Source organism: Ruegeria sp. BHSC029 (assembly GCF_059613085.1).
In genome coordinates, this window is record NZ_JBXWRU010000005.1 from 14517 (window position 1) to 33172 (window position 18656).

The following is an 18656-nucleotide window of genomic DNA, read 5'->3' on the forward strand; positions in this document are numbered from 1 at the left end:
GAGAATTGATATGACCAAGATTCGCAAAGCCGTCTTTCCTGTCGCCGGACTGGGCACAAGGTTTCTGCCCGCGACCAAGACCGTGGCCAAGGAAATGCTGCCCCTGATCGACCGCCCGCTGATCCAATATGCCGTCGACGAGGCGCGCGCGGCCGGGATTGAAGAATTCATCTTCATCACGTCACCCGAGAAAACCGCGCTCGAGGCCTATTTCGGGCGGAATACGGCGCTTGAACGCAAGTTGAAGGATGGTGGCAAGACCGAGCTTTTGAACAACCTGCGCTGCGCCGATCTGGAGGATGGCAAATACTGCTTTGTCCGGCAGGACGCGCCCCGTGGATTGGGCCATGCGGTGTCGCTGGCGCGCGAGTGTGTGGGCAATGAGCCGTTTGCGGTGATCCTGCCCGATGACGTCATCAGCGCCCGACGCCCGGCCCTGTCACAGATGGTCCAAAGCTATTGTGACCAGAGCGGCCACATGGTTGCGACCCAATCCGTGCCGTCCGACAGGATCGGGTCCTACGGCGTCGTCGATATCGCCCTGCAGGCCGGGCGTGTGCAAAAGCTGCGCGGCCTGGTCGAAAAGCCCAGCCCCGAGCAGGCGCCGTCGAACTACGGCATCGTCGGGCGGTATATCCTGCAGCCGTCGATCTTTGATCGTCTGGCCGGCCAGGCACCGGGTGCGGGAAATGAAATCCAGCTGACCGACGCCATCGCTGCGGATATCGAAACCGCTGGCTGCTCGGGCTACGCCTTCGCGGGTGAACGGTTCGACTGCGGGTCGGTCGCCGGATATCTTGAGGCCACCGCGGTCTTTGCCCTGCAGCGGTCAGAGCTGCGCGAAGGGTTTGAGCGGATCATGGCACAGCGCATGGGCCACCTGCGCCCGGCCGCGTAACGGCGGGCACCTATCCGTTTGGATAGGTGCTTATCCCGATGCCCGACTGTTGCCCGGTCACGCTTTCTGATCTTGTGCAGTTGGACACTAGGAGAATGAAATGCGGATTTTACTTGCAGCCCTGGCAATGATTCTGACCTTGGGCCAGGCACAGGCCCAGGATCTGGCCGAACCCACCGGAGACGTGGTTCTGACGATCACCGGCAACCTGACCCAGTCCGGAGCCGAGGATGGTGCGCGGTTCGACATGGACATGTTGAAATCCTTGCCCGCGCGGACTTTTGCGACCTCGACGATCTGGACTGAAGGTGAGAACACCTTTGTCGGCGTACCGTTGTCGGTGGTGTTACAAGCAGTCGGTGCCGATGGAAGCATGATCCGCGCCACGGCGATCAACGACTATGCGGTCGAAATCCCCATGGACTCGGTCACCGAAAGCGACCCGATTGTGGCCTATGAGATGGACGGCGCCGAGATGTCGCGCCGGCAGAAGGGCCCGCTGTGGATCGTCTACCCCTATGACAGCGACCCGAAATACCAGACCGAGGTGACCTATTCGCGCAGCATCTGGCAACTCGATCGTCTTGAGGTCGTTAAATAGCTTGCAACCGGAATGAGTGCAGTAATGAGTAAAGCGCAGTGAACAATCGATGAGGCTCGGATTGAGCGATACCGATACGCAGGTTTTGCGCCGCCGATGGGTCTTCGGGCTCATCGGCTTCGGCGTTTTGTTGGGTCTGGTCACGGTGGCGTGGTTGTCGGCGCAGGTGTTTACCGATTTCAACGACCGGCGAGCGGCGCCTTCGGACAATGTCCAATGGACGCTGTCGCAGGTCGAGGTCGACTATCTGTCATACCTGAACGCTCTGGAAACCGCGTCGGCGGCGCAGGACGCGCAAAATGGCACGTTGGATCTGGTGCGCCGGCGGTTCGATCTGTTTTACAGCCGTGTCGATACGCTGGCCCAATCACGCGTATTCCAGCCGTTGCGCCAGGATGACCGGTTCCGCCTGCCGTTGGAGCGGGTGACCCGGCACCTGAACGCCGCAATCCCGTTGATCGACGCGCCGGATGCCGAGCTGTCCGAACAACTGGACGATCTGAAACGCGCCGCCCTTGAGATCGGTCCGCATGTCCGCACGTTGGCCGTTTCGGGCATCTCGTATTTTGCCACCGAGTCAGACCAGCAGCGCACCCAGACGGCGGCAAACCTGCTGCGGTTGGCGATTCTGTCGGGGGCGTTGCTTCTGACCCTGGGTGCTGTCAGCGCCTATCTTCTGGTGGTCAACCGGCGCGCCACGCGGCGCGGCCGGGCCCTGCGGCAGGCGAATGAACGGATGAACACGATCCTCTCCACCTCGTTGGACGGGGTGATCGTGGTCGATGCCAAGGGCGACGTGATCGAGTTCAACCCAGCCGCCGAGGCAATATTCGGCTATACGGCGGATCAGGCCCGGGGGCGCTCGATCGGTGACCTGATCGTGCCGCCGCATCTGCGTGAGGCACATCGCGCCGGCATGGTGCGAATGCAGTCTGGTGGAGAACGTCATGTCGTCGGCAAAGGCCGTGTCCAGTTGGAGGCGATGCGCGCGGATGGCGAGCAGTTCCCGGTCGAACTGGCGCTGCAGTCGGCCCGGGCGGGCGATCAGGAAATCGTCATCGGCTTTGTCCGCGACATCTCGCAGCAGGTGGCGGCGCAGCAGGAACTGATCCATGCCCGCGACCAGGCCCTTGCCGGCGAAAAGGCCAAGGCCGATTTCCTGACCGTGATGAGCCACGAGATCCGCACGCCGCTGAACGGGCTGCTGGGCAACCTCACGCTGCTGAAAAACACCCGCACGACCCGGGAACAGGCACGGTTTGTCGAGAACATGGAAATCTCGGGCCAGATCCTCCTGAGCCACGTCGACACCGTTCTGGACATCGCCCGGTTCGAGGCCGGCAAACTGTCGGTGGCGTTGCAGCCCTCGAACCTGAACGACATCCTGCAAGAGATTGTGGACGGTCAAAGCGGCAACGCTGCCTCGCGGGGGAACTCCATCTCGTGGCAATGGGTGGGCGATGCGCGCCCCTGCGTCGCCGCCGATGCCCAAAGGTTACGGCAGATTCTTCTGAACCTTGTGGGCAATGCCATCAAGTTCACCGAAAACGGCCGGATCTCGATCGAGGTCGAAGTAACCGAGCCTGGCCCAACGGCCGGCGTCAACATCTTTGAATTCCGCATCATCGACACGGGTATCGGTATCGGCCCTGATGAGGTCGACGTCATCTTTGACGATTTTCACACCAGCGATCCAAGCATCGGTCGGGCCGCCGGCGGCACCGGTCTGGGCCTGGGCATCGCACGTCGGTTTGCTCGGGCCATGGGCGGCGAGATCGGCGTTGAAAGCACACCCGGCGAGGGCAGCGTGTTCTGGGTTCGTCTGCCGCTGCAGGACGCGGAATTGGACGCCAACCTTGACAGTGACCAGCCAGAGGTTCAGCACGTCCAGCCGTTGGACGTGCTGGTGGTGGAAGACAACGAGATCAACCGCGAGGTGATCTGCAACATGCTGAAACTGGACGGTCACCGGGTGACGGTTGCCAAGAACGGCCAACTGGGCGTGGACGCGGCGGCTGCGCATCGGTTCGACGTGATCCTGATGGATATCAGCATGCCGGTCATGGACGGTCCGACGGCCACGCGCCACATCCGCAGCGGGGGCGGGCCTTCGGCAGAGATACCGATCATTGCCGTTTCGGCCAACGTGCTGCCTGATGCGGTCGACGCGTTCCGCGCCGCCGGTATGACCGCCTTTGTCGGCAAGCCGATTGCCCTGGATGCCTTGCGCAAGGCCTTGTCGGTGGTCACCAACCTCGGAGCTTCGACCCGGTCCGAGGACGAAACGGATCATATCGGAGATCTGCGCGTCAGCCTCGGCGCCGACGTCTTTGACCGGTTGCTTGGCAAGTACCTGTCCGAAGGGGATGCCGTCGTCGCTCAGCTTGCCCAGTTGGAGGCCGGTGAAGCAGATCTGGACCAGGTCGCGCAGGAGTGTCACAGGCTGGCGGGAAGCGCGGCGACCTTTGGTGCGATGGGGTTCCGCGATGCGCTGATTGCGATCGAGATCGCCGCAAAATCAGCAGAACGTCAGCAGGTCGCCCTTCTGTTGAACGGTCTGCCCGAGGTTTGGGAGCGGGCAAAGGCTGCGTTGCCCGCCCCCGGTGCGATCAAGGGATGAGCAGCGCGGCGGCCCCGACGATGCCCAGCGACCGGGCGATTTCGGTCACTCCGGTGACCTTGCTGTCGTAACAGGCCACGGCATCACCTGGCAGAACATAGGGGTCGAAGTCGTCACGGTCTCCGCGCCGCAGCAGCTTTTCGATATTGCGCTCGATCACGACCGAGGATCCGGTCACTGGGTTGCGCGTGAACAACACTGCGCTGCGGTTGGCGTTTGTCGTCTTCGACCCGCCGACGCAGTTGCTGTCGACCACGGCCTGCAGGAAACGGGTGCCATAAGGCACTTCACGCACGTCGCGCCCGATGGCGGATTCTGCATTGCCCGCGGCCGGTTGGGTCAGGTTCGACATGTATAGCGTCACGCCGGGCGGGCTGATCGGGCTGGGGCGCATCAGCGCGTCCTGGAAGCAGCCGCGGCTGTTGACCACGATCTGGTCGCCGGTCAGCAGCATGATGTCGGTCGGGTCCGATCCTTCGAACACGCCGCGCAGATCCATGCGATAGATGCGCCCCTGGCGGTGCAGTTCGACCGCTGACAGATCGGCATCCGGCCGCACCCCGCCCGCGGCCCGCAGCGCCACCGAAAGGTTGCGGCCCTCGGTCGAGGCCCCCAGCGCGCCCTGGCGCCGACGGTCAAGGGAGTCGCCCGGAACTCCGCCGATCTCGACCGAGTGCGGCTCGAACACCGCGCCGCGGACACCCACTGTCACTGAGGCGAAATCGCTGACTCGCACGGTCACGCGGGGTTCGGCGTCATAGAACTGGGCCGCAACCAGAACGCGGGCCACCTCTTGTTCGACTTGCTCGGTGGTGCGGCCCTGGGCGCGCACGGGCGGCAGGTAGGGCAGCTTGAGGTCTCCGTCACGCGAAACGACATAAGCGTCGCTCAGCAGGTCGTCCCCTTCAATGGTGATCTGGACCATGTCGTTGCGCGACAGTTTCTCGCCCAGCAAGGGGCTGAGTCCCGGTTGCGACCATTTCGCATAGGCATTCGCGCCCTGATCGCTGGCCTGCGGCATGCAGGTCTGGCCGTTCATCGCGGCGGCCTGCAGCAATGGCGTATCGCCCCGCCGACGTCCGGGTTCGCGATATTGCGCCTGATAACTTTCGCCGCGCGATACGGCTTCGATGTTGCGCGGGGTCTGCATGCTGCTGCACCCCAGCAGGGTTGAGGCGCTGACGGCCGTAATAAGGAAGGTCTTGAAATCCATGGTCATTTTCATCTCCTGATCTGTCACAGAAGATAAACCGCGCCGCGCGCCCTGCGTCAGTCCGGCATCGGGATGGCGGTTTGTCCCATTCGGATAGGTCCCTCTCCGAACGGTCCCCTGCCCCGTCCGACCGCGTCCGGGACACAGACCCTGGCCACCCGTACAACAGAACCAACAACTGTTTTTCGGGATAACGGCGTCATGACGCACAGCTTTGCACGATCAGGCTTCCTACAGCATCTTTTGGCCTACACCGCCTCCGAAGTGGCGGCCAAGGCGTCGCGCCTGGTCGTCGTGGTGGCCGTTGCCCGTACCCTCAGCCCCGAAGCGATCGGTCTGGCCGCAGCAGCTCTGGCGGCGGGCGACATCCTCAAGGCGCTGACCGAGAATGGGGTGAACCAGCGTATCATTCAGGCTCCGTCCGAGGAGTTGGCGCGGCGGTGCAACACGGCGCACCGCATCTTCTGGGTCTGGTGCGCGGGGCTGTGCCTGCTGCAACTGGCGGTCGCGGCGGCGCTGTTCATCATGGGCCACACCATGCTGGCGATGCTGCTGGCGGTGCTGGCCGGGGAATACCTGTTCATGCCGGCGGGCCTGGTTCAGGCCGCACTGGCAATGCGCGAGGGCAAGCTGCAGCAGACCGCCGCGATCGCCGGCGGGCAAGTCGTGGGGGCCAACGCCCTGACGGCGCTGCTGGCGGTGGTCTGGGCTTCGCCCCTGGCGCTGGTCCTTCCGCGCCTGCTGACTGCACCTGTCTGGCTGGTGCTGATGCGCCGCCTGCGTCGGTGGTCGCCTGATCGTCAGGCCGGGTTTGCAGCCTTGAAACCTTTCGTGGTCTACGGCTGGGCCGTTCTGGGCGTCGAACTGGTCAAGGTTCTGCGCCTGCAGGCAGACAAGCTGGTGGTGGGCGCGATGATGGGCGCAGAGGCGCTTGGCATCTATTTCATGGCTTTCAATGCGGGGCTTGGGCTGGCCACTTCGTTCACGCAAGCCTTCTCGGTCGTTCTGTTCCCGCATCTGTGCGCGGCCGAGGACAAGCATGGGGCGCTGCGCCACGGGCTGGGCCTGTCGCTGCTGATCCTGACGCCGCTGGTTTTGCTGCAGGCGGCGCTGGCCCCGGTCTATGTGCCGCTGCTTCTGGGACAGGGCTGGGCCGAGATCGCCCCGGTGGTGTCGGTTCTGTGCCTGGCGGCCCTGCCGACGGTGATCTGGTCGGCGGTCGCCGGATGGCTGCGGTCGGAAAACCGCCCCGTCACGGAATTGCGGGTCAGCACGGTTCTGGCCGTGGGCCTGATCGCGAATACCGCCCTGATGGCGCCGCTGGGCCTGATGCCCGTCGCCGTCGGGTATGTCTGCACCTGCACCGCCATCATGCTGGCCGCATCCTGGGCGCTGCTGCCGCGGGGTTCTGCAATCACCCAGGAGGCACGCGCCCAATGACCCGGTTTTCCATCATCGTTCCCTTCCACAATGACGCGGCAACTATTGTCGCCACCCTGAACAGCCTACTTGGGCAGAGCTTTTCGGATTTCGAACTCATCTGCGTGGGCGACAAGCCCTCGCGCCAGACGACCGAAGTTGTCCGGCAATTCTGCGCGCGGGACACCCGGGTGCGGGTTGAGGCCAATCCTAATCGCGGTCCCAGCTCTGCGCGCAACCATGGTGCGGCAGTGGCCTCGGGCGACATCCTCGCGTTCTGCGACGCGGATGACCTGTGGGTCACCCACAAGCTGGCCCAACTGGACCGGTTGTTTGCGGATACCAGCATTGATGCGTCCTTTGGCCAGATCGGGTTCTTTTCCGAAACCCCCGGCGATTGTCCGACGCGCTCGACGGTTCCCACCGATCCCCTGACCATTCCGGACCTGCTGGCGGAAAATGCGGTGTGCACGATGTCGAACCTTGCAGTGCGCCGCCAGGTGTTCGCTGCCGTCGGCGGGTTGAACCCGGCAGCGGTCCACAACGAAGATCTCGAGCTGCTGATCCGCTTGGCGGGCGAAGGCCACGTGATCACCGGGGTTGATCGCCTGCAGGTCTGGTACCGGACCAGCGGCAGCGGTCTGTCTTCGGACCTCGAGGCGATGCGGGCCGGGCGCGCACGGGCGGTTGCAACGGCGGCCCACTACGGCGTCGCGCCGTCGCCCGCGTCCGAGGCGATCTATTTGCGGTATCTGGCCCGGCGCGCGCTGCGTCTGGGCGCGGAACCGTCGATGGCCCGCGCCTATGCCCGCGCCGGACTGGCGCTGAGCGCGCGCAGCTTTCTCAACCCAATCCGGCGCGGTGTGCCCACTGCACTTGGGGCGGCACTGGCCCCAGCCCTGCCGCGCCCGATCCGTCAGGCGCTGTTTGCCCGCTGATCCCAACCAGGAGACCCAAAATGCCCCAGGCATCCATCATCGTTCCCGCATACAACACCGCCGCGACCCTGGCCGAGACTCTGGCCTCGCTTCTGTCGCAGACCCATGATGATTTCGAAATCATCATCGTGGATGACGGCTCGCAGGACGAAACCCACGCCATTGCCCGCGCCCATGCGACCGACCCAACAGTGCGGGTGATCCGGCAGGAAAACCGCGGCCTCGCCGGGGCGCGCAATACCGGCATCGCGGCCGCGCGGGGAGAGTTCGTTGGCTTTTGCGACGCCGACGATCTGTGGCTGCCCGAAAAGCTGGCCACCCATGTGCGCCACCTGCAGGCCGAACCCGACGTTGCGATCAGCTATTCCGGCAGTGCCATGGTCGACGAGGGTGGTCGGTTGATGCGCGTCCGCCAGTCGCCGCGCCTGCGGGACGTGACGGCGGCGCATGTCCTGAAACGCAACCCGATCGGCAATGGATCGGCAGCGGTAATGCGCAAATCGGCCTTGCTCGATCTGGCCTACCGCCCGGCGTTCGAAACCAAGCGCGACTGGGTCTTTGACGAAACCTTTCGCCAGTCCGAGGACATCGAATGCTGGCTGCGGCTGATGCTGACGACGGATTGGCAAATCGCAGGCGTGCAGGGGTTGCTGACCCGCTACCGGATCCATGCGACCGGCCTGTCGGCGGCCTTGGACCGGCAGTTGCAAGCGTGGGAGCGGATGGTTGACAAGCTGCGTCCGCTGAACCCCGAATTTTTTGCCCGGCACGAGGCGGCGGCGCGCGCCTATCAGCTGCGCTATCTTGCGCGCCGCGCGGTCAGCAATCTGGATGCGCACAAGGCCTGGGAGCTTGCGCAGCGGTCGGTTTCAACCAGCGCCCGGCCCCTGATCGAAGAACCCGCCAAAACGCTGACCACCATCATCGCGGCTGCAGCCCTGCGCGCGGTCGGGCCGGCGCCTGTTGTTCAAGCCGGTCGCCTCATGCGCCGCCAGACTTCCATCTGAACCGAGGTTTCCAAATGTCCAAGATCACCGTTCTTCACCTTGTTGATGACACCACGGCCGGTGGGGTCATGCGTATGCTCGACCATCTTTCGCAGCTGCCCGAACTGGCCGACGAAGTCCACCAAGAGGTTCGCCCGGTCAAGCGGACCGCCTTCAGCTGGGGCAATTTCGACGCCGATGTCATCGTGTGCCACATCGCCCCCGGCTGGCGTTGCCTGCCGGCGTTCTCGGCCCTGCGGGCGATGCATCCCACCACGCGGCTGGTGCATGTCGAACACAGCTATACCCGGTCTTTCACCGCCTTGAACGTGCCGCACAAGCGGCGGTTCTTTGCGATGCTGCGCGTGACCTATTCGTTGTTCGATCAGGTCATCGCCGTCAGCAAGGCGCAGGCCGGTTGGATGGCGGAACGTCGGTTGGCGCCCGCATCCAAGCTGAGCGTGATCTCGCCGCAGGTTGACCTGAGCGCAGTTGCGCGCGCAGCCGGGCCGGTCGAGGCGGCCCGGGTCATCGGTGCGATCGGACGGCTCGAGCCGCAGAAAGGCTTCGATCTGCTGATCGAAGGGTTTCGCATGTGCCCCAACCCCGATGCGCGGCTTGTGATCTTTGGCGAAGGCAGCCAGCGCGACCGCCTTGCAGCCTTGGCCGCAGGTGACCGGCGGATCGAGTTTCGGGGCCACGCCGACGACCCGGCCGAAGCCTATCGGGTCGTGGACGTGGTGGCGATGCCCTCGCGATGGGAGGCCTACGGGCTGGTGGCGGATGAGGCGCGCGCGGCGCGGCGTCCGGTCATCGTCAGCATGGTCGACGGTCTGCGTGACCGGATCGGGGCAAGCGGCGTGATCCCGTGCGGGTCCGATCCCAAGGCGTGGCGCAAGTCGATCGAGGCGGTTCTGGCGGGCACGCCTCCGGTGGTTCCCGTCCTGGCGCCCAAGGCTGATAGATCCCGCTATGCACAGCGGTGGCAGCAGGTGTTCGACCCGGCCAAACGGTTGTGAGGGCGGCGTGGCCACGGCTACGGCAAGGGGCGCCACAAGAACCAGCGGCAATGTCCGGGCGGGTTTTGCGTGTGCGTGTTGGCCAGGCGACCAAAGGGCTCGAAGCCCGAAGCCTGATAGAACCGTGTGGCGGCCGGGTTGGATGTGTCCAGCCACGCAGAATGACACCCTCGTCGGCGCGCCTCGTCAAAGGCGTGGTCCAGCAACTGCCGACCCAAACCGCGGCGTCGATGGGCCGGGTCGATCCATAAGGTCTTGATCAGCAGCCACCCATAGGAGGTGGCGCCATGCAGGCCGCCAACCCGGCCCTCGCCGTCCTGCGCAATCAGCGTGATGCTGTCATTGACCCCTTGGGGCGCAGTGGCCCGCAATTCCGCAAGAAGGGCTTGCTCGACCCAGTCCGCTTGCCCGGGGGCGGAAACAATGGACGGTCCCGCCATCGGTCAGTCCGGTATCCATTGGGCGGGGACCGGTGCAGCGCCGTTCATGCCGGGGTGGTTTCCGCGTTCAGGATCTCGATCACCATCGCGGCCGTCCAGGTAAAGCTGCTGCCGCCGCAGGGTTCGGCAGTGACTGGGTCGTAATACTCGGCAAAGCCGCTTTGCTCGATCAGGCGCAGGCTGTCGTCGACGATCCGCTGCACGATCCGGGTCTGGCCCGCGCGTTTCAGACCATCGGCGATCATGTAGTTCACGATCAGCCAGACCGGCCCGCGCCAGTACCTTAGTCCGTCGAATTCAGGGGCCGCCGGGTCGTGGCTGGGCACCAGATACGGGACTGCGGCTCCGATGGCGTCCAACCGCTGGGCGATGGCCTGCGCGCGGTGCTCGGGGATGGGACAGAACGCGGCCAACAAGCCGCCGATCGAGGGGCTGTCGATCAGCGCCCCGGTGGCCCGATCAAAGCACAGATATTGCCCGCGGGTCTCGCTCCACAGGGCGTCCATCGCCGCGATGCCCGCCTGGGCAAAGGCGCGCGAAGCGCTGGCGATCTCGGCCTCGCCCAAGTCGTCGGCCAGCGCAGCAAGGTCAAGGCACGAGCGGATCAGGATCGCGTTGAATCCCGGGTCCACGACCCGGAACGGCGAGGCATCATGCAGCTTGGAATTGTCCCAACCAAGGTCGCGGAAATGTTGCACCAGCCAGATATAGCGGCGGTATTCTTCGTCGGTCGGCCTGTGCGCCGGGTTGGCATGGGCTACGTCGCGACGCTGGAACGGAGCCACGCCCTCGGTCGGGACCCGGGCCAGCGCCGCATCCCAATCGACCGAGTTGTCGCGCCCCGATTCCCACGGGTGAATGATGGCGACCAGACCGGTACCCTGCGGGTCGCGGTTCGTGAAGAACCATTGATGCCAGGCGTGGATCTTGGGCAGCAGGGCGCGGGCCTGCGCATCGGCCAGCCCCCGGTTCTTCGCCCGCGCATGGATCCGCCGCACGGCGAACCCGGCCACCGCCGGCTGCGTGATGCCCGAGGTGGGAACCGCGCGGCCGGTGGCCCAGACATCCGGCCCCGGGAAATAGCCGTCGTTCATCTCGTGGAAGATGATATGCGGCACCATGCCGTCATCCCACTGATGCCGGAACAAGGTCTCGATCTCGCGCCAGGCGCGGGCCTCGTCGAAATGCGAGAACCCAAGGGCGCTGAGCGCGCTGTCCCAGTTCCACTGGAACGGATAGAGGCCGTGGGTGGGCACCGTGTAGTCGCCCCGGTCGTTTCGGGCCAGAACGGCGCGGGCCTGTTCGATCAGATCCTGTTTCATTGCGCGCTCCTCAGGCCACGGCCAGCGTTGTTTCGGGGTCGAACCAGCGCACCCGGTCGGGCTGCGGGGCCAGGGTGAGGGTGTCGCCGCGGCGGACGGTCAGATCGCTGTCCAGAACCGCGCGGAACAGGGCGCCATCCACGCTGCAGGTGACCAGGAGGTGCGCGCCCAGCGGTTCGACCACTTTGACCGTGGCGGCCAGGCCCGTATCGGCCGGGCGCAGATCCTCGGGGCGGATGGCGAAATGCAGCGGCGTGGTCCGGGACGGCCCGTCGAGGATCTGGCCCGCAACGGTCCATTTGCCATCTCCGCTCGGAGTGGCGGGCAGGAAGTTCATCGGCGGATTGCCGATGAATCCGGCCACGAACTCGGCCGCCGGGTTGCGGTAGACCTCGATCGGCGAGGCCGCCTGAACGATCTTGCCCTGATGCATCACGCTGATCCGGTCGGCCATGCTCATGGCTTCGACCTGGTCGTGGGTGACATAGATGGCGGTGGTGTTGCTTTCGGCCAGAACGCCTTTGAGCTCGGCCCGCATCTCCATCCGCAGCAGCGCGTCCAGGTTCGACAGGGGCTCGTCCATCAGGATCACGTCGGGCTCCATCGCCAGGGCGCGGGCCACGGCGACGCGCTGGCGCTGACCGCCGGACAGCTCGCCCGAATAGCGCCCCAGCAGCTGGTCGATATGCATCAGACCCGCCGTGCGCTCGACCCGGCGCTTGACCTCGTCATTGGGCAGTTTCTGCATCCGCAGGCCGAACCCGATGTTTTCGAACACGGTCAGATGCGGGAATACGGCATAGTTCTGGAACACCATGGCGATGCCCCGATCCTTGGGCGGCAGGTGATCCACCCGGCGCCCGCCGATCCAGACCTCGCCCTCGGTCGCGGTCTCCAGCCCGGCGATGATCCGCAGCAGCGTGGTCTTGCCGCAGCCCGAGGCCCCCAGCAGAACCATGAATTCCTGGTCCTGGATGGTCAGGTTGATGTCGTGCAGCGCCTGGTAGCTGCCAAAGCGTTTCGCGACATTCTTGATTTGAATTTCTGCCATTATTCCAACTCCTTGGGGCTGTCAGCGGTTGGCGATGCCCCACATGGCGAACAGGTATTTGCGCACGGCGAAGATGAAGATCAGTGCCGGAACGACAAGGATGAAACCGCCCGCGAATTTCAGATGCAGCGGCGAGGTGTCGAGGTTCTGCAGCAAAAAGGCCGTCAGGGTCCGGTTCTCGATCGTCAGGACGGCGGCGGCGAACACCTCGTTCCACGAGATCACGAAGGCGAAGATGGCCGAGGCCGTGATCCCCGGCAGGATCAACGGCAGCACCACTTTGGTGAAGGCGGTCAGCCGGGTGCAGCCCAGCGTCCAGGCGGCCTCTTCCAGTTCCAGCGGGATGCCGGAAAACAGCGAGAACGTGATCAGCACCGCAAACGGGATGGCCAACGTGGTGTGCACCAGCGACAGGCCGAATACCGTGTCATCCAGCCCGGTCTGGATGAACATCACCGCCAAGGGCAGTGCCAGCAGCGGCAGCGGAAAGGCGCGGGTCAGCAGGATCAGCAGGCGGAACGCCTCTTTCCCGTGAAAGTCGAACCGCGACAGGGCATAGCCTGCCGGCGCGCCGATCAGGATCGACATGATCATCGTCAGACCCGCCACCAGGATCGAGTTCTTGAGCGCGGTCAGGATGCCCGCGAAGCCCGCAAAGAACCCCAGGCTGCCCAGGTCGAATTCGGGGAGGAACGGCTTGGGAAAGCTGTTCACCGTTTCCGGCGAGGACAGCGTGTTGATCAGCAGGAAATACAGCGGCACCAGCACCCAGGCGCACAGCAGCACCACCGCGGCGATGTAGACATAGCGTCCGGCCCGGCGTGTATCGGGCGCGGCGACATCGGTCGTGACGGTTGTCATATCGTGGCTCCTTTCGGGACACGCAGGGCGCGCAGTATGATCAGGGTGAACCCGATCGAGATGGCGAGGATGATCAGCGCCATCGCCGCCGCCGCGCCGCTGTCAAGCAGGTCGAACTGATAGGCGTAGGTTTCGCTCATGAGGACGGGGAACAGGGTGCCGCCCAGGGCCAGCACCACGGCGAAGACCTCGAAGGCCAGGATCACGCGCAGCACCAGTGCCGTTTGCAGCGACGGGCGCAGCAGCGGCAGCGTGATGCGGGTGAAGCGTTTCCAGGGCGAGGCGCCAAAGACCTCGGCCGCCTCGTAATATTCCTTGGGGATCAGGCCGATCCCTGCGACCAGGATGACCAGCATAATCGCGGTGGCGCGCCAGATCTCGGCCAGGGCGATGGCCAGGAACACCACGCCGGGGTGCTGATAGCTGAGGAAATTCACCGGCCGGTCCACTACGCCCAGCCCAGAAAGCATGGAGTTCAGGAAGCCCGACTGTTCGAAGATCGCCAGCCAGATGATGCCCGCGGCCAGATCCGAGATACCCAGTGGGATGGTCCAGACATACAGCACCAGGTCGCGCCCACGCTGCATTTTGTTGACCATCGTAGCCATCAGCAGCGCCAGCGCCAGTTGCACCGGAACCACCGCCGCCGCCAGCAATAGCGTGTTCTGCAACGAGATCGGGAATTTCCAGTACCCGACCACCTGCCGGAAATTGTCCAGCGTGAATCCGCCGCCGGTGCTGAAGGCCTGCTTGGCGACCAGGACGAAAGGATACAGAAAGAACAGACACAGAAACGCCGTCACGGGCAGGATCAGCACATAGGGCAACACACGAGCGTTCATCAGATCGCTCCTTTCCTTGCGGAAGTTCCGGTGGTTTCGGGCAGAGAGTTCGGAGACACCGGGCCTTCGTCAAGCCCGGTGTCGGGATCGGGTCAGACCCTTATTCGACGGGGCACGGACCGTCCGAGGGTGCATCCGGAGCCCAGCAGGGCGCGCCGGTCTCCTGCATGATCGCCTCCAACGCGCCTTTCTGATCGTCCAGCACGGTACGGATGTCCTGACCGCCCAGTACGATCCGCTCGAACGCATCGGTATAAACACGGTTGAAGTCACCGCCCTTGTCGCCCAGTCCCGCGGGCAGCAGCCCGGGGTTGGCATCAGCCGAGCCACTCATCTTGGCGACCGCGTCGCCTGCGGCCTTGACGGCCGGCGGCAGGTCGGCGGGCAGGTCAACCGCGACGACCGGGAAGAAGTTCGTCGCGCGCAGCGTGGCGATCTGGGTTTCCGGCTTCATCATATAGGCGACCAGAGCCTTCGAGGCTTCCTTGTCCGGTGCGGTTTTGGGGATCGCAACCCCAGCCAGAACCGGCATGAAGCCGCGCCCGGTTGGGCCCGCCGGGGCCGGGAAGGCCACGAAGTCATCAGGCCGCTCGTTGAAGGCCTGCGCCAGACGCGAGGTGTGGTCGAAAACGATCCAGGCGTCGCCCGACAACAGCTGTTCCTGCATGAACGAGAAGTTGGTCGAGGCCGGGTTGGTATGCGTCCACAGCTCGCGGAATTTTTCCCACGCGGTCACGGCATCGTCGCTGGCAAAGGTCCGCACCACGCCGTTCGTATAGGACGGATACAGATAGCCCTGGAAGAAGCGGTGCTTTAGGCCCTTGGGCCCGGCCGGAAAGCCGAATTTTGGCTCGCCCGCTGCCTCATGGGCGTTGGCGGCCCATTCGATCAGCTGCTCATAGGTCAATGCATTGATGTCTGCGCCTTCGGGCAGGTACTGCAACGCCTCTTTGTTGGCCGCCATGATATAGCTGGCCTGCATCCAGGGGATGTATTGCAGGCTGCCTGCTCCCAGCGTCGCCAGTTCGTTGAACGTGTCCGAGGCCGAGGCGATGCCCAGATCATCCAGGTCGACCAGGTCATCGGGGTTCATGGCCGAGAAATCACCATGCAGCGCGCCCAGAACGCCGATCGTGCCCGAGCCGGCCTGCAATTCGGCTTGCAGACGCGTCAGCCAGGGGCCGCCGTCATTGGGCTGGTAATCCACGCCACCCTCGAAGCCTGAAAGAACCTGTTCGCGCATAGCCTGCGCCTCTTCGACCGGCTTGGCCTGTGTCGACCAGAACAGAACCTCGGCCTGCGCCACGTTTGTGACCAGGGCCAGAACAAGGCCGGATGCGGCACCGACCAGCTTGGATTGAATTGACATGGACTCCTCCCAGAGTTTCGATTGGGCCTTTTGCCCGTTCTGCCCGGTGGGGTCGGTTTGCTGTGCTTGTCGTGCGGCGACTCACCCCAGGCGATACCATTAGCATGGTATAACGATATATCTTCCGTCAATGAATATTTTCCAATCGATTGGCCCGAACTTTAGTAAGTTGTGGGAATTGCTCGTTGCAATGCCCTAGTGAGTTGGGCATTTTGATGATGCAACGATATATCAGAAGTCCGAGAAATGCCCGCCAAACCCACCCTCGCCAGTGTCGCCAAAGCCGCCGGAGTCTCGATCCCGACGGTCAGCCAGGTGATGCGCGGCACTGGGCGGATTTCCGAGCAGACCCGTAAGAAAGTGCTGCAGGCGGCCGAGGCCTTGCACTATGTCACGGACTCGCGGGCGGCGTCGATGCGATCAGGCGAGAACCGGGAAATCGGATTCGTTCTGAACCAGTTCGCAAACCCGTTCAATGCCGAAGTCGTCAGCGGCGCGGTCGAGTTGCTGGAGGCCGAGGGGTATCTGGTTTCGATCTTGGACACGCGCGACGACGCGGACCGGCAGGGCAAGCAATTGCGGGATTTCATCCGCAACGGGCGCGGCGGCCTGCTGTGGGTGCCTGCGCTGGAGACCACGGCAGAAACCCTTCAACTCTTGCGCACGCATGGTTTGCCCACGGTGACCTTTCTGCGCCATGTCAGCCCTGATTTTGATCATGTGGGCATCAGAAATGCCGAAGCGACCGCGACCGCGACCAATCACCTGGCGGAACTGGGGCACAGGCACATCGCATTCTTCGGCGGCATCGGCATGAACCCCGTTCGAAAGCAGCGCATAGCCGGGTATGAGCGTACGCTGCAGGACTTGTCTTTGGGGCCGCCGATCATCTGGCCCTCACCTGACACCAAGCGTGCGGGTATGCAGGAGATGCTGAGATTGCACGACGCCCATCCTGAGGTCACGGCGGTGGTCTGCAATGGCGACATGGTCGCTTTGGGGGCGTGTTTCGGCCTGATGCGGGCTGGGTTGCAGCCGGGGCGGGATGTTTCGATTGTTGGATTTGACGATACCGAGGATGCCTCGGTCGCAATTCCCGCGCTCAGTACCATGGCGGTTTCGCCAAAGCGGTTGGGCCGCAAGCTCGCACGTACTCTGCTGGACAGGATAAAAGACCCTGACATGCCGGTAATCGTGTCCGAAGTTTCAGCCCGGTTCATCGCACGGGAAACCACGGGGCCGCTGCAGAAGGACCGCTGACGAGTCAGGCGCGCGTATCCGGCAAGGTCTCACTCCACTTCCGCAGCTCGTCCAGAAAACCCAGCGCGGTGCGTCCACGGTCGGTCACGGAGTACTGCACCGAAACCGGTGAGGTTTCGAGCACTTGGCGGTGCACCAGGCCCTGTTGCTCCAATTGGCGCAAGCGTTCGGCGATCATCTTTTTGCTGGCGCCACCGATCATCCGGGCCAAGTCATTGAATCGTACCGGCTCGTCTTTGAGATGCCACAGGATCGACCCGGTCCACTTGCCACCAATGATCCGCATGCCGCGCTCGATGGGGCATGGTTCGCTGCACGCATCCACTGCTTGCCGCTTGCCTTGGTCGTCCTGTTCGATACGGGCACGCATCACCTTCTCCAGTCCAGTCACAGGTTACAAAAAGTAAACTGGTTGCAATTCATCACTACTGTTCTCAAGTTCGGTTTCACCCCGACCGAAGTCAAGGGGCAAGCAGTTTCAAAACCAAGGATATGGACATGAGCAAGATCCTGATCGTGAACGGTACGCAGCCTTATGAATTCGCACCTGGCCGCCTGAATGCGTCGCTGGTGCAACGGGCGCAGGACGCGCTGACCGGCATGGGCCACGAGGTGCGCGTGACCACGGTTGCCGAAGGATACGACATCAATGCCGAGATCGACGCCCATGTCTGGGCGGATGTGGTCATCATGCAGTTTCCGGTGAATTGGATGGGTGTACCGTGGGTGTTCAAAAAGTACCTCGACGAGGTCTACACCGCGGGCATGGACGGCCGGCTGCTGGCCGGCGACGGCCGGACCGCCGAGGCGCCCAAGGCCAATTACGGCACCGGTGGCCTGCTGCACGGGACGAAATACATGCTGTCGGTCACCTTCAACGCCCCGCGCGAGGCGTTCGACAACCCGGCCGAGCCGTTCTTTGCCGGGGCCAGCGTCGATGACCTGCTGTGGCCAATGCACCTGAACGCCAAGTTTCTGGCGATGCAGCCCCTGCCCACCTTCGCGGCCTTCGACGTGATGAAGAACCCCCGGATCGAACAGGATTTCCAGCGGTTCGACGCGCATCTGAAAGAGCTTTTCGAGGAGATCGCGCATGTCGCAGCCTGAAATTCACCTCTACACCGCGGCCACGATGAATGGCTACAAACCGGTGATCTTCCTGGAAGAGGCAGGCGTACCCTACGACCTGACGCCCATCGACTTTTCCAAACAGGAACAAAAGTCGCCCGCGTTCTTGTCGCTGAACCCCAATGGCAAGATCCCGGTGATCGAGGACCGGGCCGAAGGTCGCGCGATTTTCGAAAGCGGCGCAATCCTGTGGCACCTCGCGCAGAAATACGGTCAGTTCCTGCCCTCAGATCCGATGCAGCAGTCCGAGGTGATGCAGTGGATGCTGTTCCAGGTCGGGCATGTGGGTCCGATGATGGGCCAGGCCATGTTTTTCCAGCACATTGCTGCACCCAATGGCCATACCGAACCGTTCTCGATCCGCCGATACGTGGACGAAAGCCGCCGCCTAATGGAGGTGATGAATGATCGCCTGAATGGGCGCGACTGGATCGCGGCAGGGCAATATACGATCGCGGACATGATGCTGTATCCATGGGCCCGGGCCTATGTCTGGGCGCGGGTTCAGGTCGATGACCTTCCGCATCTGAACGCATGGTTCGACCGCATCGATGCCCGCCCCGCAGTGCAGAAGGCGCTGACCATTCCCAAGGCCAATCCGCAGTTCTGGGATGCCTCGGCTGATGCCAGCGCCTTTGCGCGGGAGAACGCCGCGCGGTTTGCCGGTGACGTGAAAAAGGACTGAAGCC

Annotated in this window: 18 protein-coding genes; 10 read left to right on the forward strand and 8 right to left on the reverse strand. The window is 63.7% G+C overall.

Going from position 1 to position 18656, the window contains the following annotated elements; all coding sequences use genetic code 11:
- Positions 1-10 precede the first annotated feature (10 nt).
- From AC2FML_RS13110 to AC2FML_RS13120, 3 genes are all read left to right on the forward strand, one after another.
- Positions 11-898, forward strand: coding sequence for a UTP--glucose-1-phosphate uridylyltransferase (locus AC2FML_RS13110; RefSeq protein WP_170372608.1), 888 nt, complete (start codon positions 11-13; stop codon positions 896-898).
- A 100-nt stretch (positions 899-998) separates the two neighbouring features.
- Complete coding sequence (locus AC2FML_RS13115; protein ID WP_254429016.1) at positions 999-1499, forward strand: putative pterin-binding protein; 501 nt, start codon at positions 999-1001, stop codon at positions 1497-1499.
- 61 nt (positions 1500-1560) lie between these two features.
- Positions 1561-4119: a hybrid sensor histidine kinase/response regulator gene (locus AC2FML_RS13120; RefSeq protein ID WP_496783491.1), complete on the forward strand. Its 2559-nt coding sequence runs from the start codon at positions 1561-1563 to the stop codon at positions 4117-4119.
- On the opposite strand, the gene AC2FML_RS13125 is transcribed toward AC2FML_RS13120, so the two are convergent.
- Positions 4109-5338, reverse strand: a complete 1230-nt coding sequence (locus AC2FML_RS13125; protein WP_496783492.1) for a polysaccharide biosynthesis/export family protein — start codon at positions 5336-5338, stop codon at positions 4109-4111. The genes AC2FML_RS13120 and AC2FML_RS13125 overlap by 11 nt on opposite strands.
- Positions 5339-5533: 195 nt before the next feature.
- On the opposite strand from AC2FML_RS13125, the gene AC2FML_RS13130 reads away from it, so the two are divergent.
- Genes AC2FML_RS13130 through AC2FML_RS13145 form a run of 4 tightly spaced genes read left to right on the forward strand, consistent with a single transcriptional unit; the run spans position 5534 to position 9694 of the window.
- Positions 5534-6772 (forward strand): oligosaccharide flippase family protein, encoded by a 1239-nt coding sequence (locus AC2FML_RS13130; protein WP_170435756.1) that lies wholly within the window; start codon positions 5534-5536, stop codon positions 6770-6772.
- On the forward strand, positions 6769-7689 hold the full coding sequence (locus AC2FML_RS13135; protein ID WP_496783494.1) for a glycosyltransferase family 2 protein: 921 nt from the start codon (positions 6769-6771) through the stop codon (positions 7687-7689). The genes AC2FML_RS13130 and AC2FML_RS13135 overlap by 4 nt, the downstream gene beginning before the upstream one ends.
- Before the next feature lie 20 nt (positions 7690-7709).
- A complete protein-coding gene (locus AC2FML_RS13140) occupies positions 7710-8696 on the forward strand; it encodes a glycosyltransferase family 2 protein (protein ID WP_496783496.1) in 987 nt (328 codons plus the stop codon).
- Positions 8697-8710: 14 nt separating this feature from the next.
- Positions 8711-9694: a glycosyltransferase family 4 protein gene (locus AC2FML_RS13145; RefSeq protein ID WP_496783498.1), complete on the forward strand. Its 984-nt coding sequence runs from the start codon at positions 8711-8713 to the stop codon at positions 9692-9694.
- A 17-nt stretch (positions 9695-9711) separates the two neighbouring features.
- Here the strand turns inward: AC2FML_RS13145 and AC2FML_RS13150 are convergent, their stop codons facing one another.
- From AC2FML_RS13150 to AC2FML_RS13175, 6 genes are all read right to left on the reverse strand, one after another.
- Entirely contained in the window at positions 9712-10134 is a 423-nt protein-coding gene (locus AC2FML_RS13150; protein ID WP_170529897.1) for a GNAT family N-acetyltransferase, read from the reverse strand.
- Between the two features lie 44 nt (positions 10135-10178).
- The gene (locus AC2FML_RS13155) at positions 10179-11456 is read right to left on the reverse strand and encodes an amylo-alpha-1,6-glucosidase (RefSeq protein WP_170407683.1); all 1278 of its coding nucleotides are present in this window, start codon (positions 11454-11456) and stop codon (positions 10179-10181) included.
- 10 nt (positions 11457-11466) lie between these two features.
- Positions 11467-12507 (reverse strand): ABC transporter ATP-binding protein, encoded by a 1041-nt coding sequence (locus tag AC2FML_RS13160; RefSeq protein WP_170391516.1) that lies wholly within the window; start codon positions 12505-12507, stop codon positions 11467-11469.
- A gap of 21 nt (positions 12508-12528) precedes the next feature.
- Positions 12529-13368, reverse strand: coding sequence for a carbohydrate ABC transporter permease (locus AC2FML_RS13165; protein ID WP_496783499.1), 840 nt, complete (start codon positions 13366-13368; stop codon positions 12529-12531).
- Positions 13365-14210 carry a carbohydrate ABC transporter permease gene (locus tag AC2FML_RS13170; protein WP_496783501.1) on the reverse strand — a complete coding sequence of 282 codons (846 nt, stop codon included), beginning with the start codon at positions 14208-14210 and terminating at the stop codon, positions 13365-13367. Before AC2FML_RS13170 ends, AC2FML_RS13165 begins: the two co-directional genes overlap by 4 nt.
- Positions 14211-14310: 100 nt before the next feature.
- Entirely contained in the window at positions 14311-15579 is a 1269-nt protein-coding gene (locus tag AC2FML_RS13175) for an ABC transporter substrate-binding protein (RefSeq protein ID WP_496783502.1), read from the reverse strand.
- 246 nt (positions 15580-15825) lie between these two features.
- Between AC2FML_RS13175 and AC2FML_RS13180 the strand changes: the two genes are divergently transcribed.
- Positions 15826-16839 carry a LacI family DNA-binding transcriptional regulator gene (locus AC2FML_RS13180; RefSeq protein WP_496783503.1) on the forward strand — a complete coding sequence of 338 codons (1014 nt, stop codon included), beginning with the start codon at positions 15826-15828 and terminating at the stop codon, positions 16837-16839.
- Between the two features lie 4 nt (positions 16840-16843).
- On the opposite strand, the gene AC2FML_RS13185 is transcribed toward AC2FML_RS13180, so the two are convergent.
- The gene (locus tag AC2FML_RS13185) at positions 16844-17209 is read right to left on the reverse strand and encodes a winged helix-turn-helix transcriptional regulator (RefSeq protein ID WP_170359492.1); all 366 of its coding nucleotides are present in this window, start codon (positions 17207-17209) and stop codon (positions 16844-16846) included.
- A gap of 128 nt (positions 17210-17337) precedes the next feature.
- On the opposite strand from AC2FML_RS13185, the gene AC2FML_RS13190 reads away from it, so the two are divergent.
- On the forward strand, positions 17338-17946 hold the full coding sequence (locus tag AC2FML_RS13190) for an NAD(P)H-dependent oxidoreductase (RefSeq protein ID WP_496783505.1): 609 nt from the start codon (positions 17338-17340) through the stop codon (positions 17944-17946).
- A complete protein-coding gene (locus AC2FML_RS13195; RefSeq protein ID WP_496783507.1) occupies positions 17933-18652 on the forward strand; it encodes a glutathione S-transferase family protein in 720 nt (239 codons plus the stop codon). Before AC2FML_RS13190 ends, AC2FML_RS13195 begins: the two co-directional genes overlap by 14 nt.
- Positions 18653-18656 lie beyond the last annotated feature (4 nt).

Bases quoted from the DNA above. Each gene is read 5' to 3' on its own strand.
- AC2FML_RS13110 (WP_170372608.1), top strand. From the start codon at position 11: ATGACCAAGATTCGCAAAGCCGTCTTTCCTGTCGCCGGACTGGGCACA.
- AC2FML_RS13115 (WP_254429016.1), top strand. From the start codon at position 999: ATGCGGATTTTACTTGCAGCCCTGGCAATGATTCTGACCTTGGGCCAG.
- AC2FML_RS13125 (WP_496783492.1), bottom strand. From the start codon at position 5,338: ATGACCATGGATTTCAAGACCTTCCTTATTACGGCCGTCAGCGCCTCA.
- AC2FML_RS13130 (WP_170435756.1), top strand. From the start codon at position 5,534: ATGACGCACAGCTTTGCACGATCAGGCTTCCTACAGCATCTTTTGGCC.
- AC2FML_RS13135 (WP_496783494.1), top strand. From the start codon at position 6,769: ATGACCCGGTTTTCCATCATCGTTCCCTTCCACAATGACGCGGCAACT.
- AC2FML_RS13140 (WP_496783496.1), top strand. From the start codon at position 7,710: ATGCCCCAGGCATCCATCATCGTTCCCGCATACAACACCGCCGCGACC.
- AC2FML_RS13145 (WP_496783498.1), top strand. From the start codon at position 8,711: ATGTCCAAGATCACCGTTCTTCACCTTGTTGATGACACCACGGCCGGT.
- AC2FML_RS13150 (WP_170529897.1), bottom strand. From the start codon at position 10,134: ATGGCGGGACCGTCCATTGTTTCCGCCCCCGGGCAAGCGGACTGGGTC.
- AC2FML_RS13155 (WP_170407683.1), bottom strand. From the start codon at position 11,456: ATGAAACAGGATCTGATCGAACAGGCCCGCGCCGTTCTGGCCCGAAAC.
- AC2FML_RS13160 (WP_170391516.1), bottom strand. From the start codon at position 12,507: ATGGCAGAAATTCAAATCAAGAATGTCGCGAAACGCTTTGGCAGCTAC.
- AC2FML_RS13165 (WP_496783499.1), bottom strand. From the start codon at position 13,368: ATGACAACCGTCACGACCGATGTCGCCGCGCCCGATACACGCCGGGCC.
- AC2FML_RS13170 (WP_496783501.1), bottom strand. From the start codon at position 14,210: ATGAACGCTCGTGTGTTGCCCTATGTGCTGATCCTGCCCGTGACGGCG.
- AC2FML_RS13175 (WP_496783502.1), bottom strand. From the start codon at position 15,579: ATGTCAATTCAATCCAAGCTGGTCGGTGCCGCATCCGGCCTTGTTCTG.
- AC2FML_RS13180 (WP_496783503.1), top strand. From the start codon at position 15,826: ATGCCCGCCAAACCCACCCTCGCCAGTGTCGCCAAAGCCGCCGGAGTC.
- AC2FML_RS13185 (WP_170359492.1), bottom strand. From the start codon at position 17,209: ATGCGTGCCCGTATCGAACAGGACGACCAAGGCAAGCGGCAAGCAGTG.
- AC2FML_RS13190 (WP_496783505.1), top strand. From the start codon at position 17,338: ATGAGCAAGATCCTGATCGTGAACGGTACGCAGCCTTATGAATTCGCA.
- AC2FML_RS13195 (WP_496783507.1), top strand. From the start codon at position 17,933: ATGTCGCAGCCTGAAATTCACCTCTACACCGCGGCCACGATGAATGGC.